This is a genomic window from Psychromarinibacter sediminicola (assembly GCF_029168335.1).
Classification (GTDB): domain Bacteria; phylum Pseudomonadota; class Alphaproteobacteria; order Rhodobacterales; family Rhodobacteraceae; genus Psychromarinibacter; species Psychromarinibacter sediminicola.
In genome coordinates this window covers 1-20,520 of sequence record NZ_JARGYC010000078.1, presented here as the reverse complement: position 1 = coordinate 20,520, position 20,520 = coordinate 1, and the positions used below count along the sequence as shown (strand labels likewise).

19 protein-coding genes and 5 pseudogenes are annotated in these 20,520 nt (G+C 65.1%); 16 read left to right on the top strand and 8 right to left on the bottom strand.

Features of this window, described 5'->3' with window-relative positions:
* Together tnpB and P1J78_RS20700 are read left to right on the top strand one after the other, a co-directional pair.
* A partial coding sequence (tnpB, locus tag P1J78_RS20705; RefSeq protein WP_374213382.1) for an IS66 family insertion sequence element accessory protein TnpB occupies positions 1-385 on the top strand: 385 nt, incomplete at its 5' end.
* 62 nt (positions 386-447) lie between these two features.
* Positions 448-666, top strand: a pseudogene (locus P1J78_RS20700) (IS66 family transposase); the annotation flags it as partial.
* A gap of 354 nt (positions 667-1,020) precedes the next feature.
* Here P1J78_RS20700 and P1J78_RS20695 read toward each other — a convergent pair.
* The 5 genes from P1J78_RS20695 to P1J78_RS20675 all read right to left on the bottom strand — a co-directional run bounded on the left by P1J78_RS20695 (position 1,021) and on the right by P1J78_RS20675 (position 5,023).
* Positions 1,021-1,512 carry a hypothetical protein gene (locus P1J78_RS20695; protein WP_275569297.1) on the bottom strand — a complete coding sequence of 164 codons (492 nt, stop codon included), beginning with the start codon at positions 1,510-1,512 and terminating at the stop codon, positions 1,021-1,023.
* Positions 1,513-1,628: 116 nt separating this feature from the next.
* On the bottom strand, positions 1,629-2,471 hold the full coding sequence (locus P1J78_RS20690) for a transglutaminase-like domain-containing protein (protein WP_374213383.1): 843 nt from the start codon (positions 2,469-2,471) through the stop codon (positions 1,629-1,631).
* 34 nt (positions 2,472-2,505) lie between these two features.
* Positions 2,506-3,315, bottom strand: coding sequence for a hypothetical protein (locus P1J78_RS20685; RefSeq protein ID WP_275569295.1), 810 nt, complete (start codon positions 3,313-3,315; stop codon positions 2,506-2,508).
* Positions 3,312-3,698, bottom strand: a complete 387-nt coding sequence (locus tag P1J78_RS20680) for a hypothetical protein (RefSeq protein ID WP_275569294.1) — start codon at positions 3,696-3,698, stop codon at positions 3,312-3,314. Before P1J78_RS20680 ends, P1J78_RS20685 begins: the two co-directional genes overlap by 4 nt.
* A 119-nt stretch (positions 3,699-3,817) precedes the next feature.
* A complete protein-coding gene (locus tag P1J78_RS20675) occupies positions 3,818-5,023 on the bottom strand; it encodes a DEAD/DEAH box helicase (protein WP_275569293.1) in 1,206 nt (401 codons plus the stop codon).
* Between the two features lie 452 nt (positions 5,024-5,475).
* On the opposite strand from P1J78_RS20675, the gene P1J78_RS20670 reads away from it, so the two are divergent.
* The 5 genes and pseudogenes from P1J78_RS20670 to P1J78_RS20650 all read left to right on the top strand — a co-directional run bounded on the left by P1J78_RS20670 (position 5,476) and on the right by P1J78_RS20650 (position 9,195).
* Complete coding sequence (locus tag P1J78_RS20670) at positions 5,476-5,682, top strand: cold-shock protein (protein ID WP_275569292.1); 207 nt, start codon at positions 5,476-5,478, stop codon at positions 5,680-5,682.
* Positions 5,683-5,722: 40 nt separating this feature from the next.
* Entirely contained in the window at positions 5,723-6,751 is a 1,029-nt protein-coding gene (locus tag P1J78_RS20665) for a fatty acid desaturase (protein WP_275569291.1), read from the top strand.
* A gap of 49 nt (positions 6,752-6,800) precedes the next feature.
* Positions 6,801-7,478 carry a hypothetical protein gene (locus P1J78_RS20660; RefSeq protein ID WP_275569290.1) on the top strand — a complete coding sequence of 226 codons (678 nt, stop codon included), beginning with the start codon at positions 6,801-6,803 and terminating at the stop codon, positions 7,476-7,478.
* Between the two features lie 139 nt (positions 7,479-7,617).
* Positions 7,618-7,866, top strand: coding sequence for a hypothetical protein (locus P1J78_RS20655; protein ID WP_275569289.1), 249 nt, complete (start codon positions 7,618-7,620; stop codon positions 7,864-7,866).
* Between the two features lie 68 nt (positions 7,867-7,934).
* Positions 7,935-9,195, top strand: a pseudogene (locus P1J78_RS20650) (IS256 family transposase).
* 142 nt (positions 9,196-9,337) lie between these two features.
* Here P1J78_RS20650 and P1J78_RS20645 read toward each other — a convergent pair.
* Positions 9,338-10,414 carry an ABC transporter ATP-binding protein gene (locus P1J78_RS20645; RefSeq protein WP_275569288.1) on the bottom strand — a complete coding sequence of 359 codons (1,077 nt, stop codon included), beginning with the start codon at positions 10,412-10,414 and terminating at the stop codon, positions 9,338-9,340.
* A 106-nt stretch (positions 10,415-10,520) separates the two neighbouring features.
* Between P1J78_RS20645 and P1J78_RS20640 the strand changes: the two genes are divergently transcribed.
* The 9 genes and pseudogenes from P1J78_RS20640 to P1J78_RS20600 form a co-directional block, all read left to right on the top strand.
* Positions 10,521-11,219 (top strand): GntR family transcriptional regulator, encoded by a 699-nt coding sequence (locus P1J78_RS20640; RefSeq protein WP_275569287.1) that lies wholly within the window; start codon positions 10,521-10,523, stop codon positions 11,217-11,219.
* On the top strand, positions 11,216-12,163 hold the full coding sequence (locus P1J78_RS20635; protein ID WP_275569286.1) for an alpha/beta hydrolase: 948 nt from the start codon (positions 11,216-11,218) through the stop codon (positions 12,161-12,163). The genes P1J78_RS20640 and P1J78_RS20635 overlap by 4 nt, the downstream gene beginning before the upstream one ends.
* Positions 12,160-13,374, top strand: a complete 1,215-nt coding sequence (locus tag P1J78_RS20630) for an ABC transporter substrate-binding protein (protein WP_275569285.1) — start codon at positions 12,160-12,162, stop codon at positions 13,372-13,374. Before P1J78_RS20635 ends, P1J78_RS20630 begins: the two co-directional genes overlap by 4 nt.
* Before the next feature lie 57 nt (positions 13,375-13,431).
* Positions 13,432-14,346, top strand: coding sequence for a carbohydrate ABC transporter permease (locus P1J78_RS20625; RefSeq protein WP_275569284.1), 915 nt, complete (start codon positions 13,432-13,434; stop codon positions 14,344-14,346).
* Positions 14,346-15,179 (top strand): carbohydrate ABC transporter permease, encoded by an 834-nt coding sequence (locus tag P1J78_RS20620; protein ID WP_275569283.1) that lies wholly within the window; start codon positions 14,346-14,348, stop codon positions 15,177-15,179. Before P1J78_RS20625 ends, P1J78_RS20620 begins: the two co-directional genes overlap by 1 nt.
* A gap of 15 nt (positions 15,180-15,194) precedes the next feature.
* The gene (locus P1J78_RS20615; protein WP_275569282.1) at positions 15,195-16,082 is read left to right on the top strand and encodes a sugar phosphate isomerase/epimerase family protein; all 888 of its coding nucleotides are present in this window, start codon (positions 15,195-15,197) and stop codon (positions 16,080-16,082) included.
* Complete coding sequence (locus tag P1J78_RS20610; protein WP_275569281.1) at positions 16,079-17,074, top strand: Gfo/Idh/MocA family protein; 996 nt, start codon at positions 16,079-16,081, stop codon at positions 17,072-17,074. The genes P1J78_RS20615 and P1J78_RS20610 overlap by 4 nt, the downstream gene beginning before the upstream one ends.
* Positions 17,071-18,156, top strand: coding sequence for a mannitol dehydrogenase family protein (locus P1J78_RS20605; protein WP_275569280.1), 1,086 nt, complete (start codon positions 17,071-17,073; stop codon positions 18,154-18,156). The genes P1J78_RS20610 and P1J78_RS20605 overlap by 4 nt, the downstream gene beginning before the upstream one ends.
* A gap of 198 nt (positions 18,157-18,354) precedes the next feature.
* A pseudogene (locus tag P1J78_RS20600) lies at positions 18,355-18,509 on the top strand (transposase); the annotation flags it as partial.
* 290 nt (positions 18,510-18,799) lie between these two features.
* On the opposite strand, the pseudogene P1J78_RS20595 reads toward P1J78_RS20600, so the two are convergent.
* Both P1J78_RS20595 and P1J78_RS20590 read right to left on the bottom strand, forming a co-directional pair.
* Positions 18,800-18,967 (bottom strand): annotated as a pseudogene (locus tag P1J78_RS20595) (IS3 family transposase); the annotation flags it as partial.
* Positions 18,968-19,163: 196 nt separating this feature from the next.
* Positions 19,164-20,423 (bottom strand): annotated as a pseudogene (locus P1J78_RS20590) (L-serine ammonia-lyase); the annotation flags it as partial.
* Positions 20,424-20,520 lie beyond the last annotated feature (97 nt).

Sequence of the window (20,520 nt, the reverse complement as noted above, 5' to 3'; positions counted from 1 at the left end):
AGGCGCTGACCCGGTTGATCCGGGCGGTGGAGACGGCGTGATCGGGCCGGGAACCGGGGTCCGGGTCTACCTCGCCTGCGGTGCCACCGACATGAGAAAGGGCATCGCGGGGCTTTCGGTCATGGCCCAGGATGTCCTGCGCCAGAAGCCCACGAGCGGCGCGGTCTTCGCGTTCCGGGGGCGCAAAGGCGACCGGCTGAAGCTGCTTTACTGGGATGGCCAGGGGTTCTGCCTCTACTACAAGGTCCTGGAACGGGGTCGCTTCCCGTGGCCCGCCGTCGGAAACGGTGCCGTGAGGCTGACCTCAGCACAGCTGGCGATGCTTTGGGAAGGCATCGACTGGCGCCGTCCGGACTGGGGAGCGCCGCCGGCACGCGTAGGGTGATTTATCCTCCTGAACCCCCTTGTTTTATTGGCCATCCGCGACGCGGCGTGGTATCTGTCGGCATGTCCGAAGACGCCGACAGTCTCACCGATGACCCCGCCGTTCTGAAGGCGATGATCGCCGCGCTTCAGGCGGAGAATGCGCGTATCTCGGCCACGCTCCAGGCCCATGAACAGCTGGTCCAGGCGCTGCGCCTGCGGATCGCCAGGTTGCAGAAGCAGGCCTTCGGCAAGTCCTCGGAGAAGATCGAACGGGAGATCGCCCAGCTCGAGTTGGCGCTGAGCTATGCCGGGAAATGGGTGATCGTGGTATCGTCGTCCATGGCGTATCTTTCCTTCTGGCAGGCTTGATCACCCGCCACGATACGCCGCCTTCTCAGGCCCCATCACCCATTTCACGGCATAGCTCTGGCCCGACGCTACGAAACCGCCCTGCCCGGCTCAACGAGATTCCTTCTGACACCACCCTTGAATGGGCAAGGTCGGGTCATGGGCCGACGCTACCGACGCGCCTGCCCCGCCTCACGTCGAGTTCCTTTGACACCACCCGCTCGGGTCATCGGCCACGGCAGCGTTCCGAAGGTTGACAAATAGCTGCTCTCAATTGGATAGGCTGCCGTGCTCCAGACATACAAGTCATTCTCCGATACCCGGGCGCCCGCTTCCAGCGCGGGGTTCGGACTCGCCAGTCTCTTCTGCTTCGTGTGACCCGGCGGCGTGGCGCGGTTCCCTCGCGCTTTCCTGCCTTTGATGCGGTCGAGCCAAGTAAAGGCCGCGGAGCTCGGACTCCTCCACCCCATCCGCCTGCATGACGAGACGGATCATCGGATCGGCCAGCATCTCCTCAAGGAAGAAGTCCATGAGAGCCTTTCCGGTGAGCTTGTCCTTTGCAACCGCTTGTTCCAGCTCGGCAAGCGGTACCGTGAGGGTTCTGTCTAGCCCGGGATGCGAGGCTCTCGGATGCAGGCGCACAAGCACGGACGAAGTCCATGTGCCCGGATCGATCCAGTCTACCGGCTCAAGCACCCGCGTCTCTATCTCATACTCACCAGCCGGCAGCGTCTCGTTAAAACTCGGAAGCTGGAACGGTCGAAGAAATACTGCGGTCGTCTTGATCGAGCCGGTCATCCCAATTCTCCACGATGGTTTCTGATTGCGGTGCCACTACGGACACGCAGACAAGCCGGCCTACAGGCGAGCCGAGGAAGAGCACACCGGCACAACCGGCGTTGACGTGCCCCTGTTCAATTTCGAGAGCCCGGCGGCGGCTCTGCGGGGGCGCCCTGAGCGTCCCATGTCCAGACGTCAAATTGGGTCAATGTGCTCGACCCGAATGTCTGCGTCAGAGGGACATCGGCGGCATCGCGGCCGCGGGCGATCAGGATTCGTCCCATCCGTGGTGTGTTGTTTCGCGGATCGAAGGTCCACCAGCGACCGCCGAGGAAAACCTCCATCCAAGCGGCGAAATCGTCAGGCGGGTGGGGCTCGGGTTCACCGAACTCACTCAGATAGCCGGTGCAATAGCGGGCGGGGATGTTCATGCAGCGGCACAAGGCGATCGCGAGATGCGCGAAATCGCGGCAGACACCGTGCCGCCCGGCCAGCGTTTGAGAGGCCGTGCGTGTCGCGCTGGCCTGCATGTAGTCGAACGAGACGGTTTTGTGCACGAAGTCGCAGATCGCCTGCACGCGCGCCCAGCCCGGCTGTGTGGTCTTGAACCGGCGCCATGCCTCGTCCGACAGAAGATCCGTGTCGCAGTAGCGACTGCCGAGAAGATAGACCAGCGTCTCGAAGGGCAGATCCTGGACAGCCGCTTGCGGGGCGTCGGGCGCGACCGGATCGGGCAATCCGCCATCGCGGAAGATTCCGTCGGTGGACAACGTGAAATTGCCGGCCGGGGCCACCATCCGCGTGCACCAGTTTCCGAACCCGTCCCGATAGCTTTCAAGCGGCACGCTGGGGAAGGTCACGAGATAGTCCGCGCGCTCCAAATCGCCGAACCGCGAATAGTGTACGTTCAGCATAGCGATCAATGGCGTTGGCTGGGTCAGCCGATAACGCAGGCGGCAGCCGATCCGCATCCGGATTCCGGGAGAACCGCTTTGGACGGATTGGGGAACTCTATCTTCCAAGCACGCACTCCCCACCGGAGAGTTGGAAGCTCCGGTCGCAGCGCCAGCGATTTCCGGATCGATCGAGATGTGCGTTTGCCGGCAGGTCGATCGCGACGCAAGCACCGTTCATGGGTTTGTAACCCCGCTCGCAGCGCCACCCTGGCCCGAAAGAATCCGGGTCCAGAAAGGCATTCGCGGGAAGCACCAAGGGATCGCAGCGGCCACGGTCTTTCACGAAGCCCCTCTCGCAGGCCCATTCAGCACCGTGTTTTGCATTTGTCAGATAGGCGTTCTCGGGCACCGCAATCGGAACGCAGGCGGTCCCAGACGCTGTGAAACCGCGGTCGCACGCCCACCCGGAATCCAGAACATCATCGCTCAGATATGCGTTTTCCGGCAGGATGATCGAAACGCATGTGTTACGTTCCTGTCGAAATCCGCGGTCACACTCCCAGTCAAAGCCGGAGGATTTGAGGAACGCATTGGCGGGCACCGTGATCGCCTCGCAGTACGATCGTCCCACTTCTTCGTATCCGCGTCGGCACTCCCAGCCCAGACCATAGGATTGCCCGGTTGGATAGGCGTTCTCAGGGACGTCGATGGCAACGCATTTTGCCCCGTTCTTTTGGTAACCGAGCTTGCAGTTCCAGCCGCTGCCGTAGTTCCGCTCCTCTGCGTTTTCAGGCACCGGTCCGGTGCCTTCCTGCGCAAGGAGCGGAAAGGCCAGCAAGACCATCATGCCGGCCGCGGTGATTGCCGCCCCAATCAAGCCAGGCCTCGGTCCTTTGGGTCCGGTTGTCGCGATGACGGCGCTCATCCCTCGTCGACCTCGGGGTCCAGCTGCTCGGGCATCGAGTCGACGTCGAGCGACGCCAGACAGGCCCGTGCGATGTCGCGGTCAGGCTCCTCGGCGCCCGGCACAGTCGCCCAGCCGGTCTTCATCAACTCGTCCCGGCGGCGGTAACTCGAAGCGTCGCGGATTGCAGCGATCTTTTCCGCGCGGTCCGGGTCATTCTGCGCCGATTCGAGGCAGACCGGCACCAAGGCCGCCACGACGTCGTCATGGGACATCGTCGTCGCCCTGTCCCGCGCCGTTCCGCCCGTCACCCAGCCGCCCCAGGTGAAGCCGACGATGCCGATGAACGCGGCGCCGACTATTGCGCCGTAGATGCCGGGTTTGATCCATTCGGGAGTCTTCATGATGTATCCTCCTGCGGAGAGAGCGCCGCATCGCTGTGAAAAGGTGGCCGGGTCGCAGTCAGCTGCCGGTACAGCGCGTTCGCTCGCGTCGAACACGGTGTTGAGCCCGAGGCCCGAGGCTAAGCCGCCAGTCGCTGGCTGCGTCCAACGGCACGTCGCCGCGGTCGCCGCGTCTTCTGCGCATGCGGGGCCACTTGCGCCCTCTCCCAGAGACGGCCGCCCGCGATCTCGACGGATGTTCCGAGCACCTTCTCGATGGCCTTCAGTTCCGCCACCTCGTCGGCGGCGCAGAACGCAATCGCGCGACCGTCACGCCCCGCCCGAGCCGTCCGCCCGATACGGTGCACGTAGGTTTCGGGCACGTTCGGCAGGTCATAGTTGTAGACATGCCCCACGTCAGGAATGTCGATCCCGCGCGCTGCGACATCCGTCGCGACGAGCACGCGTACTGATCCCGTCTTGAAGGCGGCGATGGCCCGGTCCCGTTGTCCCTGGCTCTTGTTGCCGTGGATCGACATGGCCGCGAAGCCTGCACGATCGAGTTGCTTGATCAACCGCTCTGCACCGTGCTTGGTCCGCGAAAAGACCAGCGCGCGGTCGTCCCGGTGCCCGTTCAGCAGCTCGATCAGCAGGCCCTGCTTCTGCTCTGAGGCGACGAAGTGCACGCTGTGGGAAACCTTGTCAGCGACCTTGCCCGGCGGCGAAACCTCGACACGTACCGGATCGGTAAGGTAGTCGCGTGACAGGTCCGCCATCTCTTTCGGCATCGTGGCCGAGAACATCATGGTCTGGCGGTCCTTGCCAAGCATCGGCGCGATGCGGCGCAGCGCATGGATGAAGCCGATGTCTAGCATCTGGTCAGCCTCGTCGAGCACCAGAAAGCCTGTCTTGCCCAGATTGATCGCCCGGCGATCCATCAGGTCGATCAGCCGACCAGGCGTCGCCACGAGGATGTCGGTGCCATGTGCGAGCCTCTGGACCTGTGCGTTGATCGACTTGCCGCCGACGACGAGCGTGATGCGCAGATCGGCCGTCAGCCCCTGAAGGCTCTGGACGATCTGATTGGCCAGTTCCCGCGTGGGGGCAAGGATCAGGCCGCGCGCCGATTTCGGCGCGGCCTTTTCCTGACCTTTGGAAAGGGCCACCACCAGCGGAATGCCGAAGGCTGCGGTCTTGCCGGTTCCGGTCTGGGCGATCCCCAGAATATCGCGGCCCTGAAGCGCATGTGGAATGGCTTTGGCTTGGACGGGCGTCGGCGCCGTCAGTCCCAGAGCTTCAAGCCGCGAGACGAGGCGGGCACCGAGCCCGAGTTCGTGGAAATTCATGCTTGTCCTTGTCCGGACCACGCGGTCCGGTGATGCTGCCGAGCATATGATATGTCGAGGCAACCGGGGTGTACCCGGGACAACCTGACCCGACACAGCATTGCGTCGAGGCCTGCCCTGAGCGGTGTCCCCCCTCTCGTGATGTGGGAAAACGGTTTGTCACGGCCGGCGTCGGCGATTGAGACCGACTGCTCACGCGGCAAAGCAATGACGTTAACCAGAACTGGGGTGGCACGACAGTTTTGTCAAGGGCACCGGCCCCTGGACAAAAGGAGATTTCCGATCGGCGCGACTTCCCTTGCATTCTGCGCAGCGAAGGTGCATGTGAGCAGAGCTAACGTTTTTCTTTGCGACCCGCTGCTTCCGTTCATCCGGCTTCAGTCGAACTCTCAGTCTGACTTTGCCGGGCTGCCGCATTCTGCGGGCAGCATCCAGAACAGGAGACCACGGATATGGCCAGTGGCACCGTGAAATTTTTCAACGCTTCCAAAGGCTTCGGCTTCATCGAAACGGAATCGCGCGGCAAGGACGTCTTTGTCCACATTTCCGCCGTCGAACGCGCGGGCCTGACCGGCCTCGCCGATGCGCAGAAGGTGACCTTCGACGTCGAAACCGGAAGAGACGGCCGCGAAAGCGCGACCAATCTCGCGCTCGCTTAACCGCGCAGGCCGGGCGTTCCACCAGAAGCGCCCGGACACCGTGGACGATCCCCGTGCCAGCACCGGAGACCCGGTCGATGCGCGTCAGTGGTCGCGTATCCTGGTTCGGTACCGTACGCCCAGGGCAGCGCGCAGCGTACGGGAACTGATCGTCACGCTTGCGCCCTTTTTCGCGATATGGGCCGTTGCTTGGTGGTCGCTATCCTACAGCACGGCGCTGGCGATGCTGCTTGCCTTGTGCAACGCGGCCTTTCTCCTGCGCCTCTTCATGATCCAGCACGATTGCGGCCACGGATCCTTCTTCCGCAGCAAACGGCTGTGCAACTGGATTGGGCGTGCAATCGGCGTGATTACCCTTACGCCCTACGACGTCTGGCGCGAGACCCACGCGATCCACCACGCCTCCACGGGCAACCTCGACCGCCGCGGGATCGGCGACCTACCGACCATGACGGTCGCGGAGTATCGCGCGATGGGCAGACTCAAGCGGGGCCTCTATCGCCTCGTCCGCCATCCGTTGTTCCTCTTCGGTGTGGTACCGTTCTACAGCTTCTTCCTTCAGAACAGGCTTCCGGTCGGTCTCATGCGGTCAGGGTGGAAGTATTGGCTTAGTGCCATGGCAACCAACGCCGGGATTGCCGCAATCCTGACCGCCCTCCTCTGGTTCGGCGGCTGGAAATTGGTGGTCTTTGTTTTCCTCCCGACGATGCTTCTCGCGGCGATGATCGGCATGTGGTTCTTCTACGTCCAGCACCAGTTCGAGCACACCTCCTGGAGTCGCGACGCGGACTGGGACATTCAGACTGCGGCCCTCGAGGGAAGTTCGTACTACGATCTTCCGCCGATCCTGCAATGGATCACCGGAAACATCGGCGTCCATCATGTCCACCATCTTGCAAGCCGGATCCCGTTCTATCGGCTCCCCGAAGTGCTTCGCGACCATGAGGCGCTCGCGAATTCGAACCGTGTGACTTTGCGAGAAAGCTTTGGCTGCGCGCGGCTCGCGCTGTGGGACCAGAGTGAGCACCGGCTCGTGACGTTCGCGGAAGCTCGACGAGTGCCGGCGTAATCCGGGCATGCGCTCAACTTCCCAATCATCATATTCGGAGAAAGCCATCATGACACGTTTCAGCACGGCAGCACCAACGGCCAAAGGTCACGACCTTGTCAATGACAAGCCGAAAAAGAAGGTGGCACCAAAGTCGTCGGATACATCGGCAGCGATCCAACTGGGCGAACACGGCCGGTACCAGATCAAGTCGGGGCGCCTGTCCGGGGAATTCGTTGCCAGGGCCTTTCCGAAAGCACCATCGAACGCACGCGGCCTGATTGCCGAGGCGAAAGGCGCGACCCAGGAAGCCGCGATTGCCGCGCTGCACGACATCATCGATGCACGAGAAATCCGAAGATGCGCAGATCGTCGGGGCGATCTGCAGACAGGCCTTACCATTCCGAGCAATGAGGAATACGCGGAAGCGTTTGGTCAGGTGACCCTTTCGCGCCCGCAGCGCGCGATGCTGACGGCACTGGCTTTCGCCGACGATAATGGGTTGACGGAAATGGGTCTGGCGAGTGCGGGCGGCTACAAATCGTGCGCTTCCGCCAATCGGGCCTTCGCGGCTGCGGGAATGTTGATCGCCAACTACCTTAATGTCGAGGTAAGTTCCGAGAGCCTCCCAGGCGAAACCGGGGGGGCAATTTTTCTGGGATATCGATACAAGCGGAGAAACGAGGATGATCCGGGGAACTGGGTGCTCCACGCCGAAGTGCGCGATACCGTCCGATTAACGTTGTGACCGAAACACTCCCAATCAGAGAGGGCTCTGAGTGGCCTGAGACTGAATTGGCGCAACTGAACCGATGAGGTGGATGCCCCCACCAGCGGCATCGAACGTGCCATTACGGTCTCACGGGACCAAGAAATGGGAGGCATCCGTGGAAAACATTAGCATATTGGCGATCGATCTGGCCAAGGGGAGTTTTCAAGTTTGTGGCGTTGATGCGAGTGGGACGATCATGTTCACCCGCGCGGTTTCGCGTCCAAAGTTGCACTGGCTTCTGGCGGACCAAAAAGCATGTATCGTTTCGATGGAAGCCTGTGCGACAGCCCACTATTGGGGCCGGGTCGCACAGTCGCATGGACATGAAGTCCGCGGTGGTGTCTCGGAAGTGGTGGAAATTTGAGGGTGGCGTAATCTCCGGGCGACTTCACCCACCCAACCGGCGGCGGCAACCGCCAGGGAGATTACACCATGACCGAACTTACCGAAGGCGGCGCGCTGGCGCTATTGGCGAATGAGGAAGGATACGATCCGATCGAGGATCGTCTGCGCGCGATGGTGCGCCAGACCATCGAGGCCATGTTCGAGGAAGAACTGGCTGAAGCTCTTGGGTGGGGGCGCTACGTCCGCGGCGGCAACGGTAGAGGATACCGCAACGGACATCGCGAGCGCGAGCTGGTGGGCACGTTCGGCACCGAGACAGTGCGCGTGCCGCGGGCCCGGGTCGAGGACGAAGACGGTGGCGAGCGCGAATAGCGCTCCAAGGCGCTGCCGCGGTATCGCCGCCTGACGAGGAAAGCCGAGGCTCTGATCGCATCGGTTTACCTGTCGGGCACGAACACGCGCCGGGTCAAGCGCGCCCTTTTCGCGCTCTTCGAAGACGCCGTCTCCAAGGATGTGGTCAGCCGAGCCTGGCGCAAGGTGAAGGTGGACTGGGACGCCTGGTGCACGCGCAGCCTTGCCGACGAGGACATCGTCCGCGTTCGCCCGCTTTCTCGGACGGGTCGCGTTCGCGGGCTCACTCCTCGACGGCACCGTCGTGCGCACGCGGATCGACAAACGCGCCACGAACGTTTCGGTACTGGCGGCGATCGGCGTGCGTAGGGACGGCCAGAAGGTGCTGCTGGCAATCAGAAACATGGGTGGCGAGAGCACGGCGGCATGGTCCAGCTTCCTCGGCGATCTCGATGCCCGCGGCCTGGGCCGGCCCGAGTTCGTGATCGTCGACGGCGCGCCGGGGCTGGAGGCCGCCTTGGCCCAGCTCTGGGGCGAGGAGCTTCCGATCCAACGCTGCACGGTTCACAAGCACCGCAACCTGCTGGCGCACGCCCCCAAGCACCTGCATGAGGAGATCGGCGCCGACTATCGCGACATGATCTACGCCGAGACGGCACAGGAGGTGATGAAGCGGCGCCAGGCCTTCCTGCGGAAATGGCGCCTGCGGTGTCGCGCCGTCGCGGACAGCCTCGAAGAGGCCGGGGATCGCCTGTTCACCTTCACCCGCCTCGACCCGTCGCAATGGAAGGCGGCACGGACGACAAATGCGATAGAATGGCTGAACGAGGAATTCCGTCGGCGCATCAAGACGCAGACCGTGCTGCCTTCGCCCGAGACCGTGCCGATGTTGCTTTGGGCGCTACTCGCATCAGGCCAGATCCAGATGCGGAAAGTCGATGGCTGGGAAACCCTGCACCAGCCGCTGAAGCCCGCTATCCTTGACGCGGCCGCCTAAGCCGCGACATACCACCCATGCCCGGAGGCGCCGCTCGGGAATTTTCACACTCTTCGCGACACGACCACTGTCCAGCTTCAGGGACGCACATCATGCGCTGGCCGATTTTGCTCCGGGATTGACATTTCAGGGCCGCCTTCTATCAGGCAGGCTCCAGCCGCCGGCCGTCCGTTCCGTCGAAATAGTGCAGCCGTGACGGGTCGTAGCGCAGCCCGATTCTCTGATCGCGGTGCAGGTCGACCTCCGGTGCCAGGCGGGCGGTCAGCTCGTGGCCGCCCAGCCGGCAGATCGCCATGGTGTCGGACCCAAGCGGTTCGTACACCTCGACCACCGGCTCGATCTGTGCCGGCTCATCGCCGGCATACAGAAGATGCTCCGGCCGAATGCCGACGTCAATCCGTGCGCCATCCGCCGCGGCGATGTCTCCGATCTCCAGCGAGGTGTCGGCGAACTGCAATCGCGGCACTGCGCCGGCGCGGTCGAGGACGCCGCTGAAAAGGTTCATCTGCGGTGAGCCAATGAACTCTGCGACGAAGCGGCAACTGGGGCGACTGTACAGTTCCATCGGCGGGCCTTCCTGCACGATGTACCCGTCACGCAGCACCACGACCCGGTCGGCCAGGGTCATCGCCTCGGTCTGGTCGTGGGTCACGTAGATCGTGGTCGTGCCCAGCATGGCATGCAGGCGCTTGATCTGGGTCCGCATCTCGACTCGCAGCTTGGCATCCAAGTTCGACAGCGGCTCGTCGAATAGGAAGGCCGCAGGATCGCGTACGATGGCACGGCCCATCGCAACCCGCTGGCGCTGGCCGCCCGAGAGCTGGCCCGGCTTGCGGTCGAGGTAGTCCGAGATCTGCAGGATGCCCGCCGCCTCGGCGACTTGCCGCTCGATGTCGGCGGACGCGAAGCCACGCATCTTCAGCCCGAAGCCGATGTTATCGCGGACAGACATGTGCGGATAGAGCGCGTAGTCTTGGAACACCATGGCCACGTCGCGGCCGCGCGGCTCCACCTGGTTGACCACCCGTTCGCCGATGCGGATCGTTCCGCCCGAGATCTCCTCCAGCCCCGCGATCATCCGCAGCATCGTCGACTTACCGCAGCCCGACGGCCCGACGAAGGCGACGAACTGCCCATCTGCCACGTGAAGGTCAACGCCGTGGATCGCCCGTACAGATCCATAATCCTTAACGACGCCCTCGAGCCTGATGTCCGCCACTGCGCTCCTCCCTCGCAAAAAATGGCTTGCGTTATCGATACTGCCAGCGTTATCGATAATGTGGGCGCCGTGCAAGCCCGGACTAGCCCGGCGAGGGAGGAGAAACATGGCCGTCGAGTCATTCCGAGCACCGTCCGTGGTCGACCTCGTCCCGCGGCAGTCCAGCCGCAGAAGCCACGCGGTCTACGTCGCCCTGCAGAAGCAGATCGTGCTTGGCGACCTGCCGCCTGGGAAAGCCGTCACGGAACTGGTTCTCGCGGACGCATTCGGCTGCAGCCAGAGTACGGTGCGCGAAGCGCTGATGCGCCTGAACGAGGAGGGGCTCGTCCGCCGCCTGCCCCACCGCGGCACCTTCGTCGCCCCGTGCCAGGCCGATGACGCGCGGGCGCTTCTGTCGATCCGCCGCGACGTGGAATGCGGCTACCTCCAGCGGGTCGTGGACCGTGCGGGTCCACAGGTGCTTGGCTTGCTGCGCGATCATCTCAACGCCATGCGGAACGCGGCCCGCGACGCGGACGAGTACCTGCTGTCGATCCACGACAGGGCGTTTCACACCGCCCTTTTCGAGGCGGCGGACCTGCCACTGGTCGAGCCGATTCTCGCCCGCTGTCTGATCCATAATCACCGCTACAAGATCCTGAATTCACAGCCGAACCGGGCGTTGGAAGAGACGGCAGAGCGGCACGTCCCCATCGTCGACGCGCTGAAAGCCGGCGATGTCGACCGCCTGCACGAGGTGCTTGCCCACCACATTGCCACGATCGTCGATTTCGGCCCCGACTTGACGGACACCCCGCGCGCATGAACGAACCGAGCGAGACTATGCGACAGGTGCTCACGCGGCTGGAGCAGGAAGATGCCGGTCTCGTCGACCCCACCAGGCTGGCGCCGCAGCACGGCCGCGCGCTGGCCGACCTGACGAACATGCGCTGGAATGTGCCGTTGCCGGAGATGGCCGAGGCGCGAACTGTGATGCACGCGGGCCTGCCCGCCCGTCTCGTCACGCCGCCGAACGATTCCGGCCGCGACGCGATCCTGCATGTCCACGGGGGCGGCTGGGCCTTCTGTTCGCCCGCCACGCACGAAGGCGCGGCCCGGCGCCTCGCGCTGGCCTGCTGCGCGCCCGTGCTGACCGTCGACTACCGCCTGGCCCCCGAACATCCCTGGCCGGCCGGGCTGGAGGACGTCACCGAGGCGTTCCGCGCCGCGGACGGGCCCCGCCGCTGGAGCATCGCCGGCGATAGCGCCGGGGCGAACCTGGCGCTGTGTGCCACACTCCGGCTCGTCCGGGCCGGGGAGCGGGTTCCGGCGCAGGCGCTCCTGTTCTACGGCGTCTATGCCGCCGAGTTCGACTCGCCATCCTACGTGGCGCACGCTGACGGCCCCGGACTGACGCGGGACAAGATGCGCCGTTACTGGGACATGTACGTGCCGGCGCCGCAACGCACGGATCCGGAGGTGGCCCCGCTGACCGCCACGGACGCAGATCTCGCCGCGCTGCCGCCGCTCTATCTCAACGCCGCCGGGCTGGACCCGCTGCGCTCCGAGACGGAGCGGCTGTTCGACCGGCTTCGCGGTCTCGGGCGGCACGATACCTGCGACGTTATCCCGGGCGTGATCCACGGCTTCATGCAGATGGGACAGGTTCTGCCGGAGGCGTCCGACGCCTTCGCGCGGGCCGGGGCGGTTTTTACCGACCGCGCCGACGGAACGGAATGGACGATCAACAAGGAGGAGGAAAGACCATGAAACTAGCGAAAACGACGGCGCTCGCATCGGCGCTCGCCCTGTGCGCGGGGCTTGCCGATGCCGACAGCACGGTGCGGTTCTGGTACCACTTCGACAACGCGGACAACCCGATCAACGACCTGATCGCCGCGTTCGAGGAAGAGAACCCCGACATCACGATCGAGGCCGAGAACATCCCGTGGAACAGCTACTACGACCAGCTGTACACCGCGATCATCGGCGGCAACGCGCCAGACGCCGCCATGGTCAAGATGTTCGCCCAGCCGCGGCTGGTGGAGATGGGGGCGCTCGCGTCCATCGAGGACTACCTCGCCGATTGGGACGGCACCGATGAACTCCAGGCCAACCTGCTCGACCTGACGACCGGCCCGGACGGCACGCAGTACTACCTGCCGGTGCAGTACGTCGTGCTCTACCTCTACTACCGCACCGACATGTTCGACGAGCTTGGTCTCGAGGTGCCCACCACCTGCGACGAGTTCCGCGAGGCGGCCAACGCGCTGACCCGGGACACCGACGGCGACGGGCAGACCGATGTTTACGGCTTCGGCTTCCGCGGCGGCAAGGGCGGTCACGACCACTGGGCCACCTTCACGCTGGGGCGCGAGGGGGTCGACCTGACCGACGGCATCACCTCCGACGCCGGCGTGGCGGGCACACGGTTCGTCGCGGACCTGTTCCAGGAGGACGGCGTGTTCCCGCCCTCGGCCCCCAACGACGGGTTCCAGGAGATCATCGGTGGTTTCAAGGCGGGCCGCACCGCGATGACGATTCACCACATCGGCTCGGCCAACGGCATGGTCGAGGCGCTGGGCGACGACGTCTCGGCCGCGCCCGTGCCGGAATGCGGCGGCGGACACTGGACCGCCTTCGGCGACGAAAGCACCGCCATCTTCAGCAGCGCCGAGGACAAGGACGCCGCGTGGAAGTGGATCTCGTTCCTGTCGTCCGAGGGCCACAACACGACGTTCAACGAGGCCACCGGCCAGCTGCCCGTGGTCAAGGCCGACAGCGACGCCTGGTCGCTGCACCCGCAGCGCTTCGTGACGGCGACGGTCGACTCGATCCCCTTCGCGAACCTTCTGCCGAACGTTCCGGAGACCTCGGACTTCGTGAACACGGTTTGGCCGACGAACATGCAGCGCGTGCTGACCGGCGAGATCTCGCCCGCCGAGATGAACGCGGCGATCGCCGAGCTCTTCGAAGGCTGACGACACGAACGGAGGGCGCCGCCGCGGCGCCCTCCCTCCCGACGACCGGACCCGGACATGACCGACACACCCACACCCGCGGGCGCCCCGCCTCGCCGCGCGCTTGCGCGCCAGATACTGCCCTACGCGATGTTGTCACCCGCCGTGCTGGTGACCCTTGCCATCGTGTTCTTCCCGATGGTCCAGACCGCGTGGATGAGCCTGCACGATTACGTCCTGTTCCGCCCGAACGACTTCGATTTCGTCGGACTCGACAACTTCCGCGCGGCGCTGCAGGACGAGGTGTTCTGGATATCGCTGCGCCACACGATCATCTGGATCGGCACGACGATCCCGGCGCAGCTGCTGCTGGGCCTCGTGACGGCGCTGCTGCTGAACCAGGCGTTTCCCTGGCGCCCCCTCGCGCGGGCCCTCATCATCATCCCGTGGGCGCTGCCCTCGGTCGTGATCGCGCTGATGTGGGCCTGGATCTACGACAGCAACTACGGCGTGGCGAACGAGTTCCTGCTGCGGCTGGGCCTGATCCAACAGGCCGTGCCCTGGCTGGCCGACCCGGACACGGCGCTCGCCTCGATCATCCTGACGCTGACGTGGCAGGGCTTTCCGTTCTTCGCGGTGATGATCCTCGCCGGGCTGCAATCGATCCCGCAGAGCTACTACGAGGCCGCGGCGATCGACGGCGCGAGCACCTGGCGTCAGTTCTGGCACATCACCCTGCCGGGCATCTCCGGCGTGATGGTCACCGCCGTGCTCCTGCGGATGATCTGGGTCGCTAACAGCTTCGACGTGATCTTCGTGATGACCGGCGGCGGGCCGGGCTACGCCACCTACACGCTGCCACTCTATGCCTTCCTGAAGGCGCGCACGAACCTCGACTTCGGCTATGGATCGGCCATCGCGGTGCTGTTCACCGCGCTGCTGATGGTGCTGGTGCTTTTCTACCTGCGCCGCACCGGAAAGGCGGTGCAGTGATGGCGCTGAAGAAACGCTCGTTGGGTCGCCGCCTGCTGATCGTGGACCTGCCGATGCTCCTGGTCCTGGCGTTCACGCTCGGCCCGTACCTGTGGATGTTCCTGACGTCGGTGACGCAACAGTCGCAGCTGTTCACCGAGGGTCCTTCGCTCTGGAACGCGACGCTGGAGAACTACGCGCGCCTGTTCCGCACCGTCGGGTTCGCCGAGAACCTCCTGGACAGCTTCATCATCTCGGCCGGGACGGTGGCGGTCGGGCTGTCGCTGTCGGTGACGGCGGCCTATTCCTTTTCGCGGTTCAACTTCCGCGGCAAGCGGATCCTGATGCTGCAGTTCCTGCTGATCAACATGTTCCCGCTCGTGCTGCTGATACTGCCGCTGTTCATCTTCATGCGGATCCTCGGGCTGCTGGACACGCACCTGGCGCTGATCATCGCCAACTCGACCATCGCGATCCCGTTCTCGGTCTGGATGATGGTCAGCTACATGAACGGCATCCCGCGCTCGCTGGACGAGGCCGCGATGACGGACGGCTGCACCCGGATGCAGGCGCTGCGCCGGGTCGTCTTGCCCCTGTGCCTGCCGGGGATCATCGCGACGGCCATCTACATCTTCATCACCGCCTGGAACGAGTACCTTTACGCGCTCACGCTCGGCGGGCGGAACGTGCGGCCGATCACGGTGGCGGTTCAGACCCTGATCGGCGAGTACGAGGTTCAGTGGGGCCTTCTGACGGCGGGCGGCATCGTGGGCGCCATGCCCGCAACCGTCCTGTTCCTCGTGGTGCAGAAGCGGCTGATCTCGGGGCTGACCCAGGGTGCGGTGAAAGGTTAAAGACGGAGCAGTTAAGTGAAGAATCCAATCGGTATCATCTCCATGCAGTTCACCCGGCCGTTCACCGGCGCGGACCTGCATTACTTCGCCACCGCCGCCGCGCTCGGCTTCGATTTCGTCGAGCTGCTGGTGCCGGAGCCGGAGGATGCCCTGCCCCTCGCCGACGCCCGGCGCGCGGCCGAGGAGGCGGGACTGTTCCTCGTGCTGGCGGCGCGGGTGAACCCGCAGCGGTCCATCGCCTCGGACGACGCGGCGGCGCGGCAGGGCGGGCTCGACTACCTGAAGCGGACCGTGGACGTGGCGGCCGAACTGGGCGCCTCCGTCGTCGGCGGACCTCTCTACGGCGAGCCGATGGTGTTCGCCGGCCGCCCGCCCGTGCCGCGGGACGACGCTGACATCGAGGCCCGCGCAGCGCGCACCGTGGAGGGGCTCGCTCAGGTGGCACCCATCGCCCGGGAGGCCGGCGTGACCTTCGCCCTAGAGGCGCTGAACCGCTTCGAAACGGATGTCGTCTCCACCACCCGCCAGTCCGTCGAGGTGGTCAACCGCGTGAACGACCTGGGCCTGGGCGTCATGCTCGACACGTTCCACATGAACATGGAGGATCGCTCGATCCCCGACGCCATCCGTCTTGCAGGATCGCGCATCGTCCATTTCCAGGCGAACGAGAACCACCGCGGGCATCCCGGCACCGGCCATGTCGACTGGCCCGCCGTGATGCGCGCGCTGCACGACGTAGACTATCGAGGGGCGATCTCGCTCGAGCCGTTCCGGCGGGCCGACGACCGCGTCGGGCTGCCTATCGCCCACTGGCGTGCGCCGCGCGAAGACGAAAGCGCTAAGCTGAAGGCCGGGCTCGGCGTGATCCGCAATGCGCTCGCACTGGCGGAGGTTGACCAATGATCAATATCGGCTGGATCGGCTGCGGGCGCCATGCCCGTCAGATGCTGCTGCCGCAGCTTGGCCGAAACGGGCTGCGCATCGCCGCGCTGTGCGACCGCGACGGCGACGCGCTGCAAAGGACGGCGGCGGAATACGGCGTGACCGCGCTCCACGACGATTTCCGAGAGCTGGTCGCCACGCCAGGGCTCGACGCTGTCGGCATGGCCGTGGGCCCGGACCTGCACCACGCGGCAACCCTCGCCGCAATGGAACGCGGGCTCCCGGTGTTCATGGAAAAGCCCCCCGCGGCCACGGCTGCGGGCGCGCGGGACGTCGCGCAAGCATCCGAACGCGCCGGGGCACCGGTAGTAGTCGGGTTTATGAAACGCTACTCCACCGGCAACCGGATCGCGAAGAACGTCCTCGACGAAGGCGACTTCGGGGCGGTCCTGGGCGTCACCGGCGCCTACATGACAGCGCCGACCTATTTCGTGGGAGAGCCGGATTACAGCGGGTTCTTCTTGCATCACTGCGTTCACTACATGGACCTCCTGCCCTGGTTCACGGGCGAGGACTTCGGCGACATGCATGTGCGCAGCGTCTCGCCCACGCCCGGCCGCCTGTTGCTGCACGTCAATTTCACTGGCCCTTCGGGCACGGTGGGGAACCTCGTGATGGGCACCGTGCAGTCGCGCGGCACCCCGATGGAGGAGATCCGGATCATGGGCGACCACGCGCGCCTGCATATCGACAACGTGATCAACGTGGCGCTCTACCGTGATCCGCCGTTCAAGTGCGACGACCCCGCTGCCACGCTGGACCCGCGTGCGGACACGCTCAGCTGGACGCCCAACTTCACCGCGGCGGCGAACGAGGATCACAAGGGCTACTCTGCCCTCCTGGCCGACGCGGCCGCCGTGTTCCGGGGGGAGAGCCAGGCCGCGCCGGACATCCACGACGGGGTCCGCGCGATGGAACGGCTGGAGCGTATGATCGCGCAGATCGACGCATGACCACTGACATCGTCCAGTTCGGAACCTCGCGATTCTTGCAGGCCCATGCCGACCTGTTCTTTTCCGAGAGCGACCCGCCGCGCGGCGTCACCGTGGTGCAGTCCTCGGGCGACCCCGTGCGCGCGCGTCGGCTGGCGGCGCTGGCCGACCCCGCGGGTTACCCGGTGCGCATCCGCGGCCTTCGGGGCGGGCACCGCATCGACGAGACGCGTACCGTCACCAGCGTGACGCGCACATTGTCCACCGCGACCGAATGGACGGCCGTGGCAAAGGCCGTCCGCGACGCACGGATGATCCTGTCCAACACCGGCGACGCCGGCTTCGACCCGCGGGCCGCCGACGCGGGCTTCGGACCGCCGCAGTCGATGAGTTACCCGGGCAAACTTCGCCATCTGCTGCGCGCCCGCTTCGAGTCGGGCGGCGACCCCTTGCCCATCTTCCCGATGGAACTGATCCGCAACAACGGCCAGGTTCTGCGCGAGCGCGTCCTGCACCTCGCAGTGGACGATACGGTCGAATTCCAAGACTGGCTCTCGCGCTGTCAATGGACCGACAGCCTCGTCGATCGGATCGTGTCCGAGCCGATCGACCCTGCCGGCGCCGTGGCCGAGCCCTATGCGCTGTGGGCGATCCGGCAAGCGCCGGGACTTGCTGCGCCAGCCGATCACCCCGCCATCGTCCTGACCGACAACCTGGAACGCTTCGAGCGGCTGAAGCTGCATATTCTGAACCTGGGACATACCGTCCTAGCCCACCGCTGGCGTGAGATCGGCGCGCCCGATGGGGCGCTCGTGCGGGACTGGATCGCCGGGCCGGAAGGGGAGCGGCTCATGTCCCTCATGCAGGCCGAGGTCCTGCCTGGGTTCGCCGCCGCCGGGATGGCGGAGGACGCAGCCGAATACCTGGCCACAACGCTGGAGCGCTTCGCAAACCCCTTCATCGATCACCGTATTGCCGACATCTCGGAGAACCACGCTCAGAAGCTGCAGCGCCGGATCGGCGCATTCCTCGAATGGGTCCGAAAGCACGACCAAGGCTTCGCGGCACCGAGACTCGCAGCGATCCTTTCGGAGAACGGATAACAAACGAATTGTATTTGAGCATTCGAATCGAGGACGGCGATGAGGTCGGGTGTCTCGGTCGCGTTGTCGCCACTTTTCTCTTCTACGTAACGGTTGCGCGCCTGACCTGAACCAAGCGGTGCATGTGATAGGCGATGTTGGAAAGTCCGATCTTCGCCTTTGCTCGGACGATGCCGACGGTTCGAATCACGAGCGCCATCCACGAAGCCACTCGAGCGTATAAACGGGGAGATCAAGCGCAGGTCCGACATCATAGGCATCTTCCCCAACGATGAGGCCATCGTCCGGCCCGTCGGCGCACTGATGCTGGAGACCAACGACGAGGGACGGTCGCGCGGAGATACATGTCGCTTCCGTCTTGGGGCCCCTGTCGTCAATCCGGAATCTGCACGCCAAGGCTGCCGCAATTGCTGGTGCTGGCAGCGGAACGCGAGGCGCGGGTGGCGCGGAAACACCAAACATCGGAGCGTTGCCCGCGCCTCGCGTTCCGCAGGGCCGTAAGCAATGCCGTTAGCGGCTCATACGGAACTCCGTCCCATCGAGCCACATGCGGTGAAGCACGACACCGAGGCCACCTGATCAGGCTCGGACCTCTCCGAAGGTCGGCGCTCCTACACCACGCCCCGGAGCACTATCGTCAGCTCTCGGCGACCACCTCCTCGAGGGCGGCCGCCTCCGAGCGGAGCTCCTTTACCTCCGGCGCAGTTGCCTGACGCGCCGTGTCGCCGGCCGAGCGTATATTGTCGGCCGCGAGTAACTCTTTCGATCACGAATAGTACAAGCTTTCCGCGATCCCTTCGCGGCGGCACACCACTTCAAGGGGATACACCCCCACGGAAAAATCCGGCCACAGCCGAATGGGGAGAACGCTTTCGCGGTGGCAAGTGGCGGAGCGGACGGGACTGGGATCGAACGTACGCTACCCAACTCGATTTTTTTGACGTGAGAAATTTTTTCTATTCATCATGCCGTTTCTGCAGGCCTTATTCTTTGCTGTGCCGCGCGGCTCAGCAGTTCGGCACGTTGACCGCAAGACCGCCGAGGGCGGTCTCCTTGTATTTCCGGCTCATGTCGGCGCCCGTCTGGCGCATGGTCTCGATCGCGGCGTCGAGCGACACCAGGTGGTCGCCGCCCCCCTTGAGCGCGAGCGAGGCGGCCGAGACCGCCTTGATTGCGCCGAGCCCGTTGCGCTCGATGCAGGGCACCTGCACCAACCCGCCGATCGGATCGCAGGTCATGCCGAGATAGTGCTCGAGCGCGATCTCGGCGGCGTTCTCGACCTGCGCGGGCGTGCCGCCCATGACCGCGGCGAGCCCGGCGGCTGCCATGGCGCTCGCGCTTCCGACCTCGGCCTGGCAACCGGCCTCGGCACCGGAAATCGAGGCGTTATACTTGATCAGCCCGCCGATCGCCGCGGCGGTCAGCAGGAACTCCCCGACACGCGACCGGCGCGCGGCGGGGACGTGGTACAACCAGTAGCGGATCACCGCGGGCACCACGCCCGCCGCGCCGTTGGTGGGCGCGGTGACGACCTGCCCGCCGGCGGCATTCTCCTCGTTCACCGCCATCGCGTAGGTCGCGATGCAGTCGCTGATCACATGCGGGGCGGCGGCGTTCTGGGACCACGCCTCCGTCACCCGCTCGTGGATCGCCCGGGCCCGGCGCCGCACCCCGAGCCCGCCCGGCAACTCTCCCTCGGCGGTCAGTCCGCGGTCGATGCAGGCCTCCATCACCCCCCGGATCTTGGCCAGCCCGCGATCGAGTTCCGCGCCCGACCGCTTGGTTACCTCGTTCTCGCGCTTCATCGCGGCGATCGATAGTCCACTCCTGTCGGCCATGTAGAGCAGTTCGGCGGCGCTGCGGAAGGGGTGGGGGACCGGCCGCCCCTCGTCCCGGTCCTGTCCCCCGGCCAGTTCGCCGGCCGTCAGGACGAACCCGCCGCCGACGGAGTAGTAGGTGACCTCGGCGATCGCGTCGCCGTCGGCGTCGGTGCCGCGGATTACCAGCCCGTTGGGATGCCCGGGCAGATCGGGACCGTAATCGAAGACGAGGTCTTCGTCGGGCCTGAAGCGCAGCGCGCTCAACCCCTCGGGCCGAACAATTCCCTCGGCCCGGATGCGCGCCAGTTCCGCCTCGGCGGCAGTGGCGTCGAAATCGTCTGGACGGAATCCTGCGAGGCCGAGCGTCACCGCCCGATCCGTCGCGTGCCCCGCGCCGGTGAAGGCCAGCGCGCCGCGCAGCGTAACCGTCAACCCACTTGCCGCGAAGAGCGTAAGCGGCCGCCCATCACCCTTGGCGCTGCGGGTTGACTATTCAGCGAAGCTCCAAGGCATGAGTTCGTCGATGTCGCTCTGCATATGCTGG

Excerpts from the sequence above, each read along its gene's own strand:
- P1J78_RS20695 (WP_275569297.1), bottom strand. The coding sequence starts at position 1,512 with ATGACCGGCTCGATCAAGACGACCGCAGTATTTCTTCGACCGTTCCAG.
- P1J78_RS20685 (WP_275569295.1), bottom strand. The coding sequence starts at position 3,315 with ATGAGCGCCGTCATCGCGACAACCGGACCCAAAGGACCGAGGCCTGGC.
- P1J78_RS20680 (WP_275569294.1), bottom strand. The coding sequence starts at position 3,698 with ATGAAGACTCCCGAATGGATCAAACCCGGCATCTACGGCGCAATAGTC.
- P1J78_RS20675 (WP_275569293.1), bottom strand. The coding sequence starts at position 5,023 with ATGAATTTCCACGAACTCGGGCTCGGTGCCCGCCTCGTCTCGCGGCTT.
- P1J78_RS20670 (WP_275569292.1), top strand. The coding sequence starts at position 5,476 with ATGGCCAGTGGCACCGTGAAATTTTTCAACGCTTCCAAAGGCTTCGGC.
- P1J78_RS20660 (WP_275569290.1), top strand. The coding sequence starts at position 6,801 with ATGACACGTTTCAGCACGGCAGCACCAACGGCCAAAGGTCACGACCTT.
- P1J78_RS20640 (WP_275569287.1), top strand. The coding sequence starts at position 10,521 with ATGGCCGTCGAGTCATTCCGAGCACCGTCCGTGGTCGACCTCGTCCCG.
- P1J78_RS20635 (WP_275569286.1), top strand. The coding sequence starts at position 11,216 with ATGAACGAACCGAGCGAGACTATGCGACAGGTGCTCACGCGGCTGGAG.
- P1J78_RS20630 (WP_275569285.1), top strand. The coding sequence starts at position 12,160 with ATGAAACTAGCGAAAACGACGGCGCTCGCATCGGCGCTCGCCCTGTGC.
- P1J78_RS20625 (WP_275569284.1), top strand. The coding sequence starts at position 13,432 with ATGACCGACACACCCACACCCGCGGGCGCCCCGCCTCGCCGCGCGCTT.
- P1J78_RS20620 (WP_275569283.1), top strand. The coding sequence starts at position 14,346 with ATGGCGCTGAAGAAACGCTCGTTGGGTCGCCGCCTGCTGATCGTGGAC.
- P1J78_RS20610 (WP_275569281.1), top strand. The coding sequence starts at position 16,079 with ATGATCAATATCGGCTGGATCGGCTGCGGGCGCCATGCCCGTCAGATG.
- P1J78_RS20605 (WP_275569280.1), top strand. The coding sequence starts at position 17,071 with ATGACCACTGACATCGTCCAGTTCGGAACCTCGCGATTCTTGCAGGCC.